Consider the following 14,912-nt stretch of genomic DNA (forward strand, 5'->3'; position numbering starts at 1 on the left):
ACCCCGGCCCACCGCTGACGCTCAACAGGGGACGGCCCAAGAAGAAACGCCCAGCACGGCAGCGGGTCTGTCGGTGCGGGTGGGTTTGGTGGCTGTCGGGTGTGTGGGTGGGGCGCGGTAGCTTCCGGGGGTGGTGCGGCCCCAGTCTCAGCGGGTGCGGCGACGGTTGTTGGTGCGACACCACCATTCCGACGTACACATGCACCCAGGCCGGTGGGCGGCCGCGCTGTCGGGGCGACCTGCGGACCGTGCTGCCTGCGGGTGGGGCGCGAGAGTGGGGTGGGGTGACTCGGGTGGTGTGGCGTCCACCCCCACCGGAGACCGCCCGGAGCGCAGGCACGGTACTGGGGTGAGTGGGCGGAAGGGCACCCAGGGAGTGGGAGGAGGAGGGGGCCTGCCGACGGCCCGGAGGGCCGAGCCGGCCGAAGACACCTGTCGACCCGTACCAGCGGGGCGGTCAGCCGTCCCTGCGCGGACGCGATGAACCAAAACCAACAGAAGACGAACCCCTGCGCCCACAATGCCCGACTTACCCCCATTACGGAGGGGTGGGTGCGCGTCAACTGTCGGGTTAGCTCCACACGAGCACGCAGACAGGGATCGACAGGGATCGTCACGGCTCGAGCCGTCCCGCTCGGCCCGCCAGGCGACCATTCCGGCCGTCACATCGACCGTATCCGTCCCACCGGACGCCCGGGTGTCGAAGATGACCGTTGTCCGTCCTGCCGTCCTGCCGTCGCGCCGCGCGACGGCAGGACGGGCGGTCGTGGTCGCTTCAACGGTTGTCGCAGAGAGCCGAAATGGACCCATCCCGACAGTTGATGAAAGCCGACGCCTCTCCCACCCCGTCAGTCACACCCGTACGGCTTCCGTTCGTCATCTGTGAGTTTTGGTTCATCACGGCTCGACGGCTCCACGGGGCGGCGGTTTGATGACCCTCCGCGCCGCCGTGCAACCACGCCCCATCACTGCCCGCCACCCCCAAGCGCTGCCCACTACTCCGATGCCGCCGGTGCGGGTGACGGTGGCTCTCCACCCACGCACCCCAGCACCGTGCTTGTGGTCCGGGCGGTTTCCGGTGGGGGTGGACGCCGAACCGGCCCGAGTCACCCCATTCCACTACCGCGCCCCACCCGCAGACAGCACGATCCGCAGGTCGCCCCGACAGCCCGGCCGCCCACCCCCCTGTGTGCACGTGTACGTCGGAACGGTGGTGTCGCACCAACAACCGTCGCCGCAAGTCGCTGAGACTGGGGCCGCACCACCCCTAGACCGACCGCGCCCCCACCCCACACCCTCCGCCCGGCAACGGCGCGCGACCACTCCCCGAACCTCCCCCGTGGGCTTCCTTCCGGGGGCCGCCCCCCTGAAGCAATGCGTCGGAGGTTCGGCGGTCAAGGGTCAAAGCGAAGCGCAATCGCCGAAGGCGACGCGACGCAGGAGCGCCCTTGACGGCCGGGCCTCCGACGCCACACTCCGCAAAAGGCGGCCCCACACCAGAAACAACCACCGCCCCCGACCCACCAACGCCCCCGCACCCACCCCCCACCCCGACCCCCACACCCGCCGCAGCCCCGTACCCCGCCCCGCCCACCCCCAAGTGGCGCACCACGTTCCGCATTTCATACGTAACCATCCGATAACCGGTTCGTTGATCCGTGCGAGTCCGCGAACACGCAGCCGTATACGGAGGGGGCTCAAGCCGATGAGGTACGTGCCGGAGGAGATCCGTGTCTGAGCTTTACGGACGAGAACAACTGGCTCCGGTGGTGGCCAAGGCCACATGCTGGGTCGACCTCATGCGTCGACTTGGGCTCAACGAAAGCGCCGGTCGGCGTCGCGCCCTTCAGGAGAAGGTGGCGGAGCATGGACTGGACACGAGCCACTTCAAGAAGCGCAGCCCCTGGCGCAAGTACACGGACGAGGCCATCGCTGCCGCCGTAGCCTCCTCGACGACGTTGCGTGAAGTCGTCGCGAAGCTTGGGGCCGCGCCTGCCACAGGCACCGTGTCGCACATCGGCCGCCGAATAGCAGCCGCCGGCATCGACACCAGCCACTTCCCCGGCATGAGTCGTGCATCGTTCAGCACCTTGTTCACCACGGAAGAACTCGCGGCAGCGGCGGCCTCCAACAGCAGTGTCCGAGGCGTGGCTCGCCACCTCGGAGTGCCGGACGACAGTCGGTCACGCGCGGCTCTCGCATCGTTGATGAAGCGGCGAGGCATCGACACCAGCCACTTCCGCAACGCGCGGTTGGCGATCTCCGAGCACGCTCTGCGTGCGGCCGTTCCCGCCGCCACGAGTTGCGCCGACGTCATGCGCGCCCTCGGCCTCGCCGTGCATGACACGAACCACCGGCGCGTACGCCGCAAGGTCGCCGAAATCGGCCTCGACACAAGCCACTTCAAACGCCGGACGTGGGGCGCCGTGCGGGTGCCCGAGCAGAAGCCCATCGCAGCACACGTCCTCGTCGTGATGCCGAAGGGCTCTCCTCGAGCGAACCACACCCGCCTCCACCGGGCGCTCCAGGAAATCGGCGTCCCGTACCGCTGCACATCATGCGGGAATGCCGGCGAGTGGCAGGGAAGCCCGATCACCCTCCAGATCGACCACGTGAGCGGCGACTGGCTCGACAACCGAGCCGAGAATCTGCGTTACCTGTGCCCCAACTGCCACGCGGTCACGAGCACCTGGTGTCGAGGAGGCAGACGCCAGCCCGTACGTCAGTAAGGCACCATGCCATCGCGGCCGCCTGCCCAGTAGGATGGCAGGCGGCTGGCGGCCGTGTCGTAACTGGCAGCCGAGCGGCGTTTAGATCGCCGTGGGAGAAATCCCGTGTGGGTTCGAATCCCACCGGCCGCACAGAGTGAAGGGCCGCCCCACCGGGCGGCCCTTCTGCGTTCAGCCCAGCAGCTCCCGCACCACCGGGGCCAGGTCTCGGAATGCCTTGCCTCGGTGGCTGATGGCGTTCTTCTCCGCCGGGGTCAGTTCCGCGCAGGTCACCGTGTGGCCGTCCGGCTGGAGGATCGGGTCGTAACCGAAGCCGTTCGTGCCGGCCGGGGTGTGGCGCAGGGTGCCGTGGAGGCGGCCCTCGACCACGCGTTCCGTGCCGTCGGGGAGGGCCAGGGCCGCCGCGCAGGCGAAGTGGGCCGTGCGGTGCGGGGCGTCGATGTCGGCGAGCTGGGCGAGGAGGAGGTCGAGGTTCGCCTTGTCGTCCCCGTGGGTGCCCGACCAGCGGGCCGAGAAGATGCCGGGGGCCCCGCCGAGGACGTCGACCGCCAGGCCGGAGTCGTCGGCGACGGCCGGCAGGCCGGTGGCCCGGGCCATGGCGTGGGCCTTCAGGAGCGCGTTCTCGGCGAAGGTGACGCCGGTTTCCTTGACGTCGGGGATCTCGGGGTAGGCGTCCGCGCCGACGAGGTCGAGGTCGAGACCTGCGTCGGCGAGGATCGCGTGCAGCTCGGTGATTTTCCCGGCGTTGCGGGTGGCGAGGATCAGGCGGGTCATGCTCCCAGTATCTACGGGGTGCAGACCTTGCCGATCTCGGTGGCCGCGTCGGTGACGGGTCCGATGTCGGGCGTCTCGTCGCCCTTCTCGACGGCGGTGCGGACGTTGTCGACGGCCTTGTTCAGGTCGTCGACGGCCTTCGAGAGGTCCGCGTTGTCCGTGGTGTCGTCGAGGTTCGTCAGTTCCCTGTCGATGTCGTTGAGCGCCTCGTTGAGCTGGGTGGGGTCGTCGGCCGCGGTGGACACGGCCGTGGACAGCTTGTCGACGCTCGTGGCGATGGCGTCGGCGGTCTTGACGCAGTCCATCGCCTTGTCGAGGGCTCCGCAGCCGGCGACGAGTCCGGTGAGCGCCGCGGCGGTGGCGACGGCGAGTGCGACACGACTGGTACGGCTGCTACGGCGACTGCGCATGGAGCGGTCCTCCCCCAGGTTCAACGGGTGTGCGGGTACGGGTGTGCGGACGGGCGTACGGTTCGGCCCGTACGCCCGTGCTGTGGGAGACGCCGGAACGGGTCTCCGCGGTTGCTCGCGGCGCGCGGCAGTCAGAGGGTTCCGGCGAGGGCTTGGGTCTGGATGGCGGTGAGGTCGGCGCAGCCGCCGCTCGCGAGGTCGAGGAGGGCGTTCAGTTCCTTGCGGTCGAACGGCTCGGCTTCGGCTGTGCCCTGGACCTCGACGAAGCGGCCGTCTCCGGTGCAGACGACGTTCATGTCGGTTTCGGCGCGGACGTCTTCCTCGTAGCAGAGGTCGAGCAGCGGGACGCCGTCGACGATGCCGACGCTGACGGCGGCGACGGTGCCGACGAGCGGCTTGCGTCCGGCTTTGACGATCTTCTTGGTCTGGGCCCAGGCGACGGCGTCCGCGAGGGCGACGTAGGCGCCGGTGACGGCCGCGGTGCGGGTGCCGCCGTCTGCCTGGAGTACGTCGCAGTCGAGGACGATGGTGTTCTCGCCGAGTGCCTTGTAGTCGATGACGGCGCGCAGCGAGCGGCCGATGAGGCGGCTGATCTCGTGGGTACGGCCGCCGATCTTGCCGCGTACGGATTCGCGGTCGCCGCGGGTGTTGGTCGAGCGGGGCAGCATCGAGTACTCGGCGGTGACCCAGCCTTCGCCGCTGCCCTTGCGCCAGCGCGGGACGCCTTCGGTGACGGAGGCGGTGCAGAAGACCTTGGTGTCACCGAAGGAGATGAGGACGGAGCCCTCGGCGTGCTTGCTCCATCCGCGTTCGATGGTGACCGGGCGGAGCTGTTCGGGGGTGCGGCCGTCGATTCGAGACATGGGGTGGAGCCTAGCGGCCGGGCGCGCCCATGCGTGAGGGGCCCGTTCCGGTTCGGGGTCCGCGCTTGGCTGGAATGGCGCGGGTGTCCGGTCGGGGCCCCTCACGGCGGAGTCACGGGCGACTCACATCATGTCTTCGATGTCCGCGGCGATGGGGTCGGCGTCCGTCCCGATGACGACCTGGATCGCGGTGCCCATCTTGACGACGCCGTGGGCGCCGGCGGCCTTGAGGGCGACCTCGTCGACGAGGTCCGGGTTGTGGACCTCGGTGCGCAGGCGGGTGATGCAGCCTTCGATCTCGTCGATGTTGTCGATACCGCCGAGCCCGGCGACGATCTTCTCAGCCTTGCTGGCCATGTCTTTCTCCCTGTTGTTCCAAGCGGAAGTCTCGGCCGACCGTGGCCGCTTTGCCACGGTAACTCACGGTTGGCCCAACTTCTCGGGCGCGTAACCGCCCTGTACCGAATGATGGCGATCACCGGTGCCCTGTCTTCCGGCCGAGCTCCGGACCGTACCGCAACTGGTCTACACCAGTATGCGACGCCCGCCAAACCTGGCTTGTTCCGGGAGGACGCCGATGAGTTCAGACGCCGGGGCCGCGCCGGGACAGAAGCGGCGGCGCACGTGGTGGAACGGTCTCTTCCAAGGACTGCAGAAGGTCGGCCGCAGCCTCCAGCTGCCGGTCGCGGTCCTCCCGGCGGCCGGTCTGCTCGTCAGCCTCGGCAACCTGTTCTCGGCGTATCTGGACGGCGCGTTCTGGGACAAGACCGCCAAGGTCCTGACGCTGGGCGGCACGTCGATCCTGGACGGGGCGTTCGGTCTGCCGCTGCTGTTCTGCATCGGGGTCGCGATCGGCTTCGCGAAGAAGGCCGACGGTTCGACGGCTCTCGCGGCGGTCGCGGGGTTCCTGGTCTACAACAGCGTGCTGAAGGCCTTCCCCGTCGACGGTTCGGTCACCAAGCTGGTGCCGGAGGGGACGCCGCAGAATCCGGGCGTACTGAGCGGCATCCTCATCGGGCTGCTGACCGCGGTGGTCTGGCAGCGCTATCACCGGACCCGGCTCGTGGACTGGCTCGGCTTCTTCAACGGCCGGCGGCTCGTACCGATCATCATGGCGTTCCTCTGCGTGATCCTCGGGGTGCTGTTCGGGCTGCTGTGGGAGCCGGTGGGTGACGCGCTGACCTGGTTCTCGAAGCAGCTGATCGACCTGGGCGCGTGGGGTGCGGGCATCTTCGGTGTCGCCAACCGGCTGCTGATCCCGATTGGCATGCACCAGTTCCTGAACACCTTCTTCTGGTTCCAGGCCGGTGAGTACCGGGCGGCGGACGGCAAGATCGTCCAGGGCGACCTGACGCGGTTCTTCGCCGAGGACCCCTCGGCCGGCCAGTTCATGTCGGGCTTCTTCCCGATCATGATGTTCGGCCTCCCGGCCGCCGCCCTGGCCATCGCGCACTGCGCCCGCCCCGAGCACCGCAAGCGGGTGACGGGCCTGATGATCTCGGTGGGTCTCACCTCGTTCGTCACGGGTGTGACCGAGCCGCTGGAGTTCTCCTTCATGTTCGCGGCGCCGCTGCTGTACGGGCTGCACGCGCTGCTGACGGGCGCCTCGATGGCGATCACATGGGCGCTGGGCGTGCACGCGGGCTTCAGCTTCTCGGCCGGTCTGATCGACTACGTCGTCAACTGGCATCTGGGCACCAAGCCATGGCTGATCATCCCGATCGGCCTGTGTTTCGCCGTCGTGTACTACGTGGTCTTCCGGTTCGTGATCACGAAGTTCAACATCCCCACGCCGGGCCGCGAACCGGAGGAGATCGAGAAGGAGGCGGAGGAGGAGAGCGTCAAGTAGCCCTCCCCGCCCCCGCGCGAGGCCCTCGGACCCGTCCGGTCCGGGGGCTTTCGCCGTGCCTGACCGGATGTGTTCCGGAGCACGGGAATCGCGGGTTCCTTATCCGTCCTTCACCATGCTAAAACAGGTCTACACCACTGAGTGGTGTAGACCACGTGGCGATGCGCCGCGATGTGCCCCGAGACGCCGCCGTCCCCCGGTTCCCCCTGGCGGCGCCTTGCCCCATGGAGGAAATGATGTCCACGGACACCGCCGCCCCCGCGGCCCCCAAGAAGAAGGGCGCCGGCGCGATGGCTGTCATGCAGCGCATCGGCCGCAGCCTGATGCTGCCCGTCGCGGTGCTGCCCGCGGCGGCGCTCCTGGTCCGGCTCGGCAACGCCGACATGCTCGGCCGCGAATCGTTCCCCGAGTTCATCACCAAGATCGCGGGTTACATGGCCGCCGGCGGCGGCGCGATCCTCGACAACATGGCGCTGCTGTTCGCCGTGGGCATCGCGATCGGCTTCGCGAAGAAGTCGGACGGCTCGACCGCGCTCGCGGCCGTCACCGGCTACCTCGTCTTCAAGAACGTCCTGGCGACCTTCACCGACCCCAACCTGCCCAAGGTGGCGAAGGTGGTCGAGAACAAGATCGTCATGACGGAGGCCCCGGTCGACGCCAAGGTGCTCGGCGGCGTCGTCATGGGCATCGTCGTCGCCCTGCTGTACCAGAAGTTCTACCGCAAGACGCTGCCGGACTGGCTGGGCTTCTTCGGCGGCCGCCGTCTCGTCCCGATCCTCTCCGCCTTCGCCGGCCTGGTCGTGGGCATCGTCTTCGGCTTCATCTGGCCGGTCCTCGGCACGGGTCTGCACAACTTCGGTGAGTGGCTGGTCGGCTCCGGCGCCGTCGGCGCGGGCATCTTCGGCGTCGCGAACCGCGCGCTGATCCCGGTCGGCATGCACCACCTGCTGAACTCGTTCCCGTGGTTCCAGGCCGGTACGTACGAGGGCAAGAGCGGCGACATCGCCCGCTTCCTCGCCGGCGACCCGTCGGCCGGACAGTTCATGACCGGCTTCTTCCCGATCATGATGTTCGCCCTCCCGGCAGCCTGCCTGGCGATCGTGCACTGCGCCCGTCCCGAGCGGCGCAAGGTCGTCGGCGGCATGATGCTCTCCCTCGCGCTGACGTCGTTCTTCACGGGCGTCACCGAGCCGATCGAGTTCACGTTCATGTTCATCGCGCCGGTGCTGTACGCGATCCACGCGGTGCTGACCGGTGTCTCCATGGCCCTGACCTGGGGCCTCGGCATGAAGGACGGCTTCGGCTTCTCGGCCGGCGCGATCGACTTCGGCCTGAACATCGGCATCGCGACGAAGCCGTGGACGCTGCTCCTGGTCGGCCTGTGCTTCGCGGCCGTCTACTACGTGGTCTTCCGCTTCGCGATCACGAAGTTCAACCTGCCGACGCCGGGCCGCGAGTCCGACGAGGAGATCGCCGAGCTGCAGAAGGCCGAGGCGAAGTAGGCCCGGGCCGTACGCGCGCGAGGGCCCCGGACCGCTCACTGGTCCGGGGCCCTCTGCCGTGTCCCGGGTACGTCAGATCTCGTACTCCGCGCCCGCGACCGCCAGTTCCGCCGGGCCGGTGTACACCGCTCGCGCGTCGGCCAGGTTCACCTCGGGGTCCGTCCACGGCGGGATGTGCGTGAGGACCAGCCGGCCCACGCCCGCCCGCTCGGCGCACTCGCCCGCCTCGCGGCCGTTCAGGTGGAGGCCCGGGATGTCCTCCTTGCCGTACGTGAACGACGCCTCGCACAGAAACAGGTCGACGCCGTCGGCCAGTTCCCGCAGGGCCGCGCACTCGCCGGTGTCGCCCGAGTACGTGAGGGACCTGCCGCCGTGCTCGATCCGGATGCCGTACGCCTCGACCGGGTGCGCCACCTTCTCCGTGCGGACCGAGAAGGGGCCGATGTCGAACACGCCGGGCTTCAGCGTGTGGAACTCGAAGACCTCGGCCATCGACTTCTCGGTCGGCGTGTCGGCGTACGCCGTCGTGAGGCGCTGCTCGGTGCCTTCGGGGCCGTACACGGGGATCGCGGGGGCGCGGCCGCCCTCGTGGCGGTAGTAGCGCGCGACGAAGTAGCCGCACATGTCGATGCAGTGATCGGCGTGCAGGTGGCTGAGAAAGACAGCGTCGATGTCGTAGAGACCGACGTGGCGCTGCAGCTCGCCGAGGGCGCCGTTGCCCAGGTCGAGAAGCAGCCGGAAGCCGTCGGCCTCGACGAGGTAGCTCGAGCAGGCCGATTCCGCGGACGGGAACGACCCTGAGCAGCCGACGACGGTGAGCTTCATGGAGCGTGAACCTCCGTGACAGGGACGGGGAGGGTTCGTGCGGGTTCGTCGAGCGTAAGGCGCGACGGAGCCGGTCGCTCCTTGATGGCGGGGCGTTGTGGGGGAACTCACCTGCGTTGTCACCGGTTCGGGCGGCGCGCGCGGGGCGGGCGGCGCGCCGGTACGGTCGGGGGATGGACACGTCCTGGTGGGTGGCGCTGGTCGCCGTGGTGGTGCTCGCGCTGGTCGCGGCTGTCGTGGACGGGCGGGGTCGCTCGCCAAGGCGGCGGCCCGGGGACCGGCGCGGGGGGCGGGCGCGGCCCCCGGGGCGTCCGCTGGGGGCGGGGCGGCCGGAACGGGGGCCCCGGGCGACCCGCGAGCCCCGGGGACCGTCGGGGGTGCGGGTGCCCCGGGCCGGGGAGATCTGGTGGGCCGATGTGCCGTACGAGGACGGGCCCGGGTCCAAGGACCGGCCGTGCCTGGTGTTGTCCGTACGGGGCGACAGTGCGCTGATCGCGAAGATCACCAGCAAGCACCACGAGGAGCGGCCCGGGGTGATCGCGCTGCCGCCGGGGGCGGTGGGGGACGCGCGGGGCCGGCCGAGTTTCCTGGAGACGGACGAGCTGCGGGACGTGGGGGTGCGGGGGTTCCGGCGGCGGGTCGGGGTCGCGGACCGCGCGGTCTGGAAGCGGGTCCGGCATCTGGCTCGCTGACGGCGGGGCAAGCGGTGGCGGATGAGCGGGCGGCCGCGCAGTGGGTTCGCCGCTCACGTGCGGCCCCTGAGTACCGTGGGGCCCGCCGAGCGGGAGGATTCTGTTCAGCGGGCCCGGCCGCCCCGTCCGGTGTCCGTTGTCCGGGGCGGTGTCGGCGTCATGCCCAGAGCTGGCCCTGGAGGGTTTCGATGGCCGCCTCGGTGGTGGGTGCCGTGTACACGCCCGTCGACAGGTACTTCCAGCCGCCGTCCGCGACGACGAAGACGATGTCCGCCCGCTCCCCCGCCTTGACCGCCTTCTTCCCGACCCCGATCGCCGCGTGCAGCGCGGCGCCCGTCGAGACGCCGGCGAAGATTCCTTCCTGCTGGAGGAGTTCGCGGGTCCGCGTGACGGCGTCCGCCGAGCCGACCGAGAAGCGCGTGGTCAGGACGGACGCGTCGTACAGCTCGGGGACGAAGCCCTCGTCGAGGTTGCGCAGGCCGTACACCAGGTCGTCGTAGCGCGGCTCGGCGGCGACGATCTTGATGTCGGGGAGGTTCTCGCGCAGGTAGCGGCCCACGCCCATGAGCGTGCCCGTGGTGCCGAGGCCCGCCACGAAGTGCGTGATGGTCGGGAGGTCGGCGAGGATCTCCGGGCCGGTGGTGGCGTAGTGCGCCCCCGCGTTGTCCGGGTTGCCGTACTGGTACAGCATCACCCAGGAGGGGTTCTCCGCCGAGAGCTCCTTGGCGACCCGTACGGCCGTGTTGGAGCCGCCCGCCGCCGGGGAGGAGATGATCTTCGCGCCCCACATGGCGAGCAGGTCGCGCCGCTCCTGGGAGGTGTTCTCCGGCATGACGCACACGATGTCGTAGCCCTTGAGGCGGGCCGCCATCGCGAGCGAGATGCCGGTGTTGCCGCTGGTGGGCTCCAGGATGGTGCAGCCCGGCGTCAACCTGCCGTCCTTCTCCGCCTGTTCGACCATGTGGAGCGCGGGGCGGTCCTTGATCGAGCCGGTCGGGTTGCGGTCCTCCAGCTTGGCCCAGATGCGGACGTCGTCCGACGGGGAGAGCCTCGGGAGGCGGACGAGCGGCGTGTTGCCGACCGCCGCCAGTGGGGAGTCGTACCGCATCAGACCATGCCGCCGGCTACGGCCGGGAGGATGGTGACGCTGTCGCCGTCGGCGAGCTTGGTGGAGATGCCGTCGAGGAAGCGGACGTCCTCGTCGTTGAGGTAGACGTTCACGAAGCGGCGCAGCTGGCCGTTGTTCGCGTGGTCGATGAGTCGCTCCTGGATGCCGGTGTGCCGGGCTTCCAGGTCCGCGAAGAGGTCGGCGATCGTTTCGCCGTCGCCCTGGACGGCCTTGGCGCCGTCGGTGTAGGTGCGGAGGATGGTCGGGATGCGGACCTCGATGGCCATGGCTTTCGACTCCTGTCAGGAGGGTGGCGTGAAAGGCGCGCGGCAGTTCGTCCCCCGCGCAGGGGCAAGCGTGTGCGTGTACGAGTGCTGGTTGGCCCGTGGCTCAGGCCGTAGGCGTACAGATTGCGCTGGCGAGCCGGCACAGGTCGACGTGCAGGCGCGCCACGAGCAGCACGGTGCTCGGCGTCGTCTCACTCACGTCGTGGGGAACCATGCGGTCATCGTATAGATTCCCGGCCCGATTGCCGGTATGTGATCTCACATGGTGGTCGAAAAGTGCTCGTCACGTGGACACCGGCAGGTAGACGACGGTCGGCGCGCCGGTCGTCGGATGGGCGCTGACCTCGGCACTCACTCCGTAGACGGTCCGCAGGAGGTCCACCGTCAGGACGTCCTTCGGCGGCCCGGACGCGACGACCCTGCCATGGTCCAGGACGTAGATCCGGTCGCAGTAGTACGCCGCGAGGTTCAGGTCGTGCAGGGCGAGCAGGTTCGTGGTGCCCAGGTCGCGCACCAGGCCGAGGATCTCCAGCTGGTAGCGGATGTCGAGGTGGTTGGTCGGTTCGTCGAGGACGACGAGGGACGGCTGCTGGACGAGGGCGCGGGCCGTGAGGGCCCGCTGGCGTTCGCCGCCGGAGAGGGACGGGAAGGCGCGGTCCGCGAGGTCCGTGATGCCGACACGGGCGAGGGCCAGGCGTACGAGGGTGTCGTCGGCGTCCGTGTCCTGTTCCCAGAAGCGTTTGTGCGGGGAGCGGCCCATGGCGACGACCTCACGGACCGTCAGTTCGAAGACGGCCGCGCTGTCCTGCGGGACGGTCGCGATGCGCCGGGCGCGCGCCTTGGGACGCATGGCGTGCAGGTCCTCGCCGTCGAGGAGGACCCGGCCGTGGCTGGGGCGCAGGGTTCCGTACACGCAGCGCAGCAGGGTCGTCTTGCCGCTCCCGTTGGGGCCGACCAGGCCGACGGTCTCGCCGTCGGCGGCGGTCAGGGTGACGTCGTCGACGAGGTGGCGGCCGTCGACGCCGTACGAGAGGCCCTCGGTGGTGAGGCTTGTCATGCGGCGGCTCCCGCGGTCGTTCCGTAGGGCCGGCGGCGCAGCATCCACAGGAAGAACGGGCCGCCGGTGAGGGCGGTCAGTACGCCGACGGGTATGTCCTGGGGCGCGGCGACGGTACGGGCCGCCAGGTCGGCCAGGACCAGGAAGGCCGCCCCGCCGAGCGCGGCGACGGGCAGCAGCCTGCGGTGTCCGGCGCCGACGGCCGTGCGGGCGGCGTGCGGGACCATCAGGCCGACGAAGCCGATCGCGCCGCTGAAGGCGACGAGTACGCCGGTGAGCAGGGAGGCCAGGACGAAGACGGCGGCCCGGAAGCGGCCGGTGTCGAGGCCGAGGACGGTGGCGCCCTCCTCTCCGACCAGGAGGAGGTCGAGCGGCCGGGCGAGGGTGAGGAGGACGGCGGTGCCGACGGCGAGGACGGCCGTGGGCAGCGCGAGCATCTCCCAGCGGGCGCTGCCGAGGCCGCCGAGCGTCCAGTGGAGGATCTCCTTCAGGTGGTCGGCGCGGGCCGAGGTGACCATCAGGAGGCTGGTCAGGGCGGACAGGATGTACGAGACGGCCACTCCGGCGAGCAGGAGCCGACCGGTGGTGAGGGCGCCGCCGCCGCGTGCGAGCCCGTACACGAGGACGAGCGAGCCGAGTGCGCCGGCGAAGGCGGCCAGCGGGACGGTGACGGTGGTGGCGATGCCCGCGCCCGCGCCGATGCCGAGCACGATGGCGCCGACCGCGCCGACCGACGCGCCGGAGGAGACGCCGAGGAGGAAGGGGTCGGCGAGCTGGTTGCGCACGAGGGCCTGCAGGACGGTGCCGATGACCGCGAGCCCGGCGCCGACGACGGCTCCGAGCAGGACGCGGGGCAGCCGCACGTCGAGGACGATCGTGCGGTACGGGCCGGGCTCGGCGGCGCCGGTGAGGGTCCGCAGCACCTGTGGGGCGGGGATGCGTACCGAGCCGAGGACGAGTCCCGCGACCGCCGCGCAGACGAGCACGGCGGCGAGCGCGGCGACGAGCAGGGTGTAGCGCAGCCGCCCGCGTGCGGCGGGGGTCTCGCAGGTCACGGCTGCCGCTACTTCTCGAGCTCGGGGTGGAGCCGGCGCGCGAGTTTGTCGACGGCGGCCGGGGCGCGTACGCCGAGGACCATGTCGGAGAGCGGGAGGACGGCGAAGCGCTTGTTCTTGACGGCGGGGACGTCGGCGAGGGCCGGGTCGTCGAGGAGCCGCCGCTTCTTCTGGGCGACGGTGGTGGTGCCGTAGTCGAGGATGACGATCGCCTCGGGTGCGCGGTCGACGACGGTCTCCCAGGAGGTGTCGGCGAACGGCTTGGGGAGGTCGGCGAAGACGTTCTCGCCGCCGGCCCGCCTGACCATCTCGTGGCCGATGCCGGCGCCGCCGATGGTGGAGGCGGTCTTGTCGCCGCCGTCGTAGACGAAGACCCGGACGGGGTCGGCGCCCGCGAGCTTCTTCTCGGTGGCGGCGTTCCCCTTCTTGGCCTTCTCGACCCAGCGTTCGGCGCGCGCGGAGACGCCGAAGGTGCGGCCGACTTCGCGGATCTCCTGGTAGAGGGCGTCCATCGAGGTCTTGCCGTCGGCGCAGTACTCCATGTTCAGGCGGGAGTCGATGCCGGCTTTCTTCAGCGTCTCGCGGCTGCGGCCGTCGCCGGCGGAGAACGCGGAGGCGTAACCGCCGTACACGAAGTCGGGGTTGGCGGCGAGCAGCTTCTCGTACGAGGGGTACTCCTCGGCCAGCACCGGGGTGGCCTCGTAGTCCTTCTCGTACGCGGGCAGGACCTTGTCGTCGAGGTAGGCGGTGCCGACGAGGGACTTGGCGAGGCCGAGTTCCAGCATGACTTCGGTGACGTGCTGGTTCATCGTGACGACGCGGGAGGGGGGCGCCATGTACGTCGTCTTCACGCCGCAGTTGGTGACGGTGTAGGGGAAGCCGTGTGCCGCTTTCGGCGCGGGCCGGGGCTGTTCGCCGGCCGTGGTGCAGGCGGTGAGGGAGAGGAGGGCGGCGGCTGCGAGGGCGCGGCGGGTACGCCTGGAACGGAACACGGTGGTGCCTCCTCCGGGGGATGTCCTCGTCCCCTGGTCGGTGGTGCGGGAGGCGGCAGGTCAGTTCCTGGCTTCCAGGCATGGCGACGGCCATGACCTGGTCACAGTGGCGGGACCGTGCCGGATTCGCACCGGCTTCCTGGGTCCTGCCGCCCGGGTCGTTGCACAGTGTGTCACTGGGCCGCGGGGCATCGTCGTCCGGCCGGGGTCAGTTGCCCTCGCCCGGCGCCCCGGGGCCCCGTGCGTGTACGCCGCGCGCATGCGCGGTGGCCGGTGGCGGTTACGCCTCGACCTTGACCTCTTCCTCGGTGATCACGCCGTCCACGATGCGGAACGAGCGGAACTGGAAGGGGCCGGCGTCGTCCGTGTCGGCGGTGGAGACGAGGACGTAGTGGGCGCCCGGCTCGTTCGCGTAGCTGATGTCCGTGCGGGACGGGTACGCCTCGGTCGCCGTGTGCGAGTGGTAGATGATGACGGGCTCCTCGTCCCGGTCGTCCATCTCGCGGTAGAGCTTGAGCAGGTCCGAGGAGTCGAACTCGTAGAACGTGGGCGAGCGGGCGGCGTTCAGCATCGGGATGAAGCGCTCGGGGCGCCCGGACCCGGCCGGACCGGCGACCACGCCGCACGCCTCGTCGGGGTGGTCCGCGCGGGCGTGCGCGACGATCTGGTCGTACAGGGCCTGGGAAAGGGTCAGCATGGGCCCCAGGATAAGCAAAGGGTCCCGCCCGTACCGAGGGATGGTACGGGCGGGACCACATGCTGGGACCGG

General features: G+C 70.2%; 16 protein-coding genes, 1 tRNA gene and 1 riboswitch. Of the genes, 5 read left to right on the forward strand and 12 right to left on the reverse strand.

The window, feature by feature from the left end:
* The first annotated feature begins 1,730 nt into the window (after window positions 1–1,730).
* Both IE185_RS23940 and IE185_RS23945 read left to right on the forward strand, forming a co-directional pair.
* Window positions 1,731–2,729 (forward strand): HNH endonuclease, encoded by a 999-nt coding sequence (locus IE185_RS23940; protein ID WP_138897411.1) that lies wholly within the window; start codon window positions 1,731–1,733, stop codon window positions 2,727–2,729.
* Window positions 2,730–2,777: 48 nt separating this feature from the next.
* Window positions 2,778–2,861, forward strand: a tRNA-Leu gene (locus IE185_RS23945).
* Window positions 2,862–2,900: 39 nt separating this feature from the next.
* Here the strand turns inward: IE185_RS23945 and rdgB are convergent.
* The 4 genes from rdgB to IE185_RS23965 all read right to left on the reverse strand — a co-directional run bounded on the left by rdgB (window position 2,901) and on the right by IE185_RS23965 (window position 5,190).
* A complete protein-coding gene (rdgB, locus tag IE185_RS23950) occupies window positions 2,901–3,503 on the reverse strand; it encodes an RdgB/HAM1 family non-canonical purine NTP pyrophosphatase (protein WP_138897412.1) in 603 nt (200 codons plus the stop codon).
* An 11-nt stretch (window positions 3,504–3,514) separates the two neighbouring features.
* Window positions 3,515–3,913: a hypothetical protein gene (locus IE185_RS23955; protein WP_138897413.1), complete on the reverse strand. Its 399-nt coding sequence runs from the start codon at window positions 3,911–3,913 to the stop codon at window positions 3,515–3,517.
* A gap of 131 nt (window positions 3,914–4,044) precedes the next feature.
* Complete coding sequence (rph, locus tag IE185_RS23960; RefSeq protein WP_138897414.1) at window positions 4,045–4,776, reverse strand: ribonuclease PH; 732 nt, start codon at window positions 4,774–4,776, stop codon at window positions 4,045–4,047.
* Between the two features lie 123 nt (window positions 4,777–4,899).
* Window positions 4,900–5,190 (reverse strand): PTS sugar transporter subunit IIB, encoded by a 291-nt coding sequence (locus IE185_RS23965; RefSeq protein ID WP_268245854.1) that lies wholly within the window; start codon window positions 5,188–5,190, stop codon window positions 4,900–4,902.
* A 163-nt stretch (window positions 5,191–5,353) separates the two neighbouring features.
* Between IE185_RS23965 and IE185_RS23970 the strand changes: the two genes are divergently transcribed.
* Entirely contained in the window at window positions 5,354–6,625 is a 1,272-nt protein-coding gene (locus tag IE185_RS23970) for a PTS transporter subunit EIIC (RefSeq protein WP_138897415.1), read from the forward strand.
* 236 nt (window positions 6,626–6,861) lie between these two features.
* Entirely contained in the window at window positions 6,862–8,127 is a 1,266-nt protein-coding gene (locus IE185_RS23975; protein WP_138897417.1) for a PTS transporter subunit EIIC, read from the forward strand.
* A gap of 72 nt (window positions 8,128–8,199) precedes the next feature.
* Here the strand turns inward: IE185_RS23975 and IE185_RS23980 are convergent, their stop codons facing one another.
* Window positions 8,200–8,952 (reverse strand): MBL fold metallo-hydrolase, encoded by a 753-nt coding sequence (locus IE185_RS23980; RefSeq protein ID WP_138897416.1) that lies wholly within the window; start codon window positions 8,950–8,952, stop codon window positions 8,200–8,202.
* Window positions 8,953–9,125: 173 nt separating this feature from the next.
* Here IE185_RS23980 and IE185_RS23985 point away from each other — a divergent pair, with 173 nt between their 5' ends.
* Window positions 9,126–9,644: a type II toxin-antitoxin system PemK/MazF family toxin gene (locus IE185_RS23985; RefSeq protein WP_189715977.1), complete on the forward strand. Its 519-nt coding sequence runs from the start codon at window positions 9,126–9,128 to the stop codon at window positions 9,642–9,644.
* A 157-nt stretch (window positions 9,645–9,801) separates the two neighbouring features.
* On the opposite strand, the gene IE185_RS23990 is transcribed toward IE185_RS23985, so the two are convergent.
* From IE185_RS23990 to IE185_RS24015, 7 genes are all read right to left on the reverse strand, one after another.
* Entirely contained in the window at window positions 9,802–10,752 is a 951-nt protein-coding gene (locus IE185_RS23990; protein ID WP_138896757.1) for a PLP-dependent cysteine synthase family protein, read from the reverse strand.
* A complete protein-coding gene (locus IE185_RS23995; protein WP_138896758.1) occupies window positions 10,752–11,039 on the reverse strand; it encodes a MoaD/ThiS family protein in 288 nt (95 codons plus the stop codon). Before IE185_RS23995 ends, IE185_RS23990 begins: the two co-directional genes overlap by 1 nt.
* Window positions 11,040–11,142: 103 nt before the next feature.
* On the reverse strand, window positions 11,143–11,253 hold the full coding sequence (locus IE185_RS34030; RefSeq protein WP_341870216.1) for a putative leader peptide: 111 nt from the start codon (window positions 11,251–11,253) through the stop codon (window positions 11,143–11,145).
* A gap of 69 nt (window positions 11,254–11,322) precedes the next feature.
* A complete protein-coding gene (locus IE185_RS24000; protein ID WP_138896759.1) occupies window positions 11,323–12,096 on the reverse strand; it encodes an ABC transporter ATP-binding protein in 774 nt (257 codons plus the stop codon).
* Entirely contained in the window at window positions 12,093–13,151 is a 1,059-nt protein-coding gene (locus IE185_RS24005) for a FecCD family ABC transporter permease (protein WP_138896760.1), read from the reverse strand. The genes IE185_RS24000 and IE185_RS24005 overlap by 4 nt, the downstream gene beginning before the upstream one ends.
* Before the next feature lie 8 nt (window positions 13,152–13,159).
* Entirely contained in the window at window positions 13,160–14,143 is a 984-nt protein-coding gene (locus IE185_RS24010; protein WP_138896761.1) for an ABC transporter substrate-binding protein, read from the reverse strand.
* A gap of 41 nt (window positions 14,144–14,184) precedes the next feature.
* Window positions 14,185–14,308: riboswitch (cobalamin riboswitch) on the reverse strand.
* A 115-nt stretch (window positions 14,309–14,423) separates the two neighbouring features.
* Complete coding sequence (locus tag IE185_RS24015; RefSeq protein WP_138896762.1) at window positions 14,424–14,840, reverse strand: M67 family metallopeptidase; 417 nt, start codon at window positions 14,838–14,840, stop codon at window positions 14,424–14,426.
* Window positions 14,841–14,912: the final 72 nt, after the last annotated feature.

This window comes from Streptomyces chryseus (assembly GCF_014650755.1).
Lineage (GTDB): Bacteria > Actinomycetota > Actinomycetes > Streptomycetales > Streptomycetaceae > Streptomyces > Streptomyces chryseus.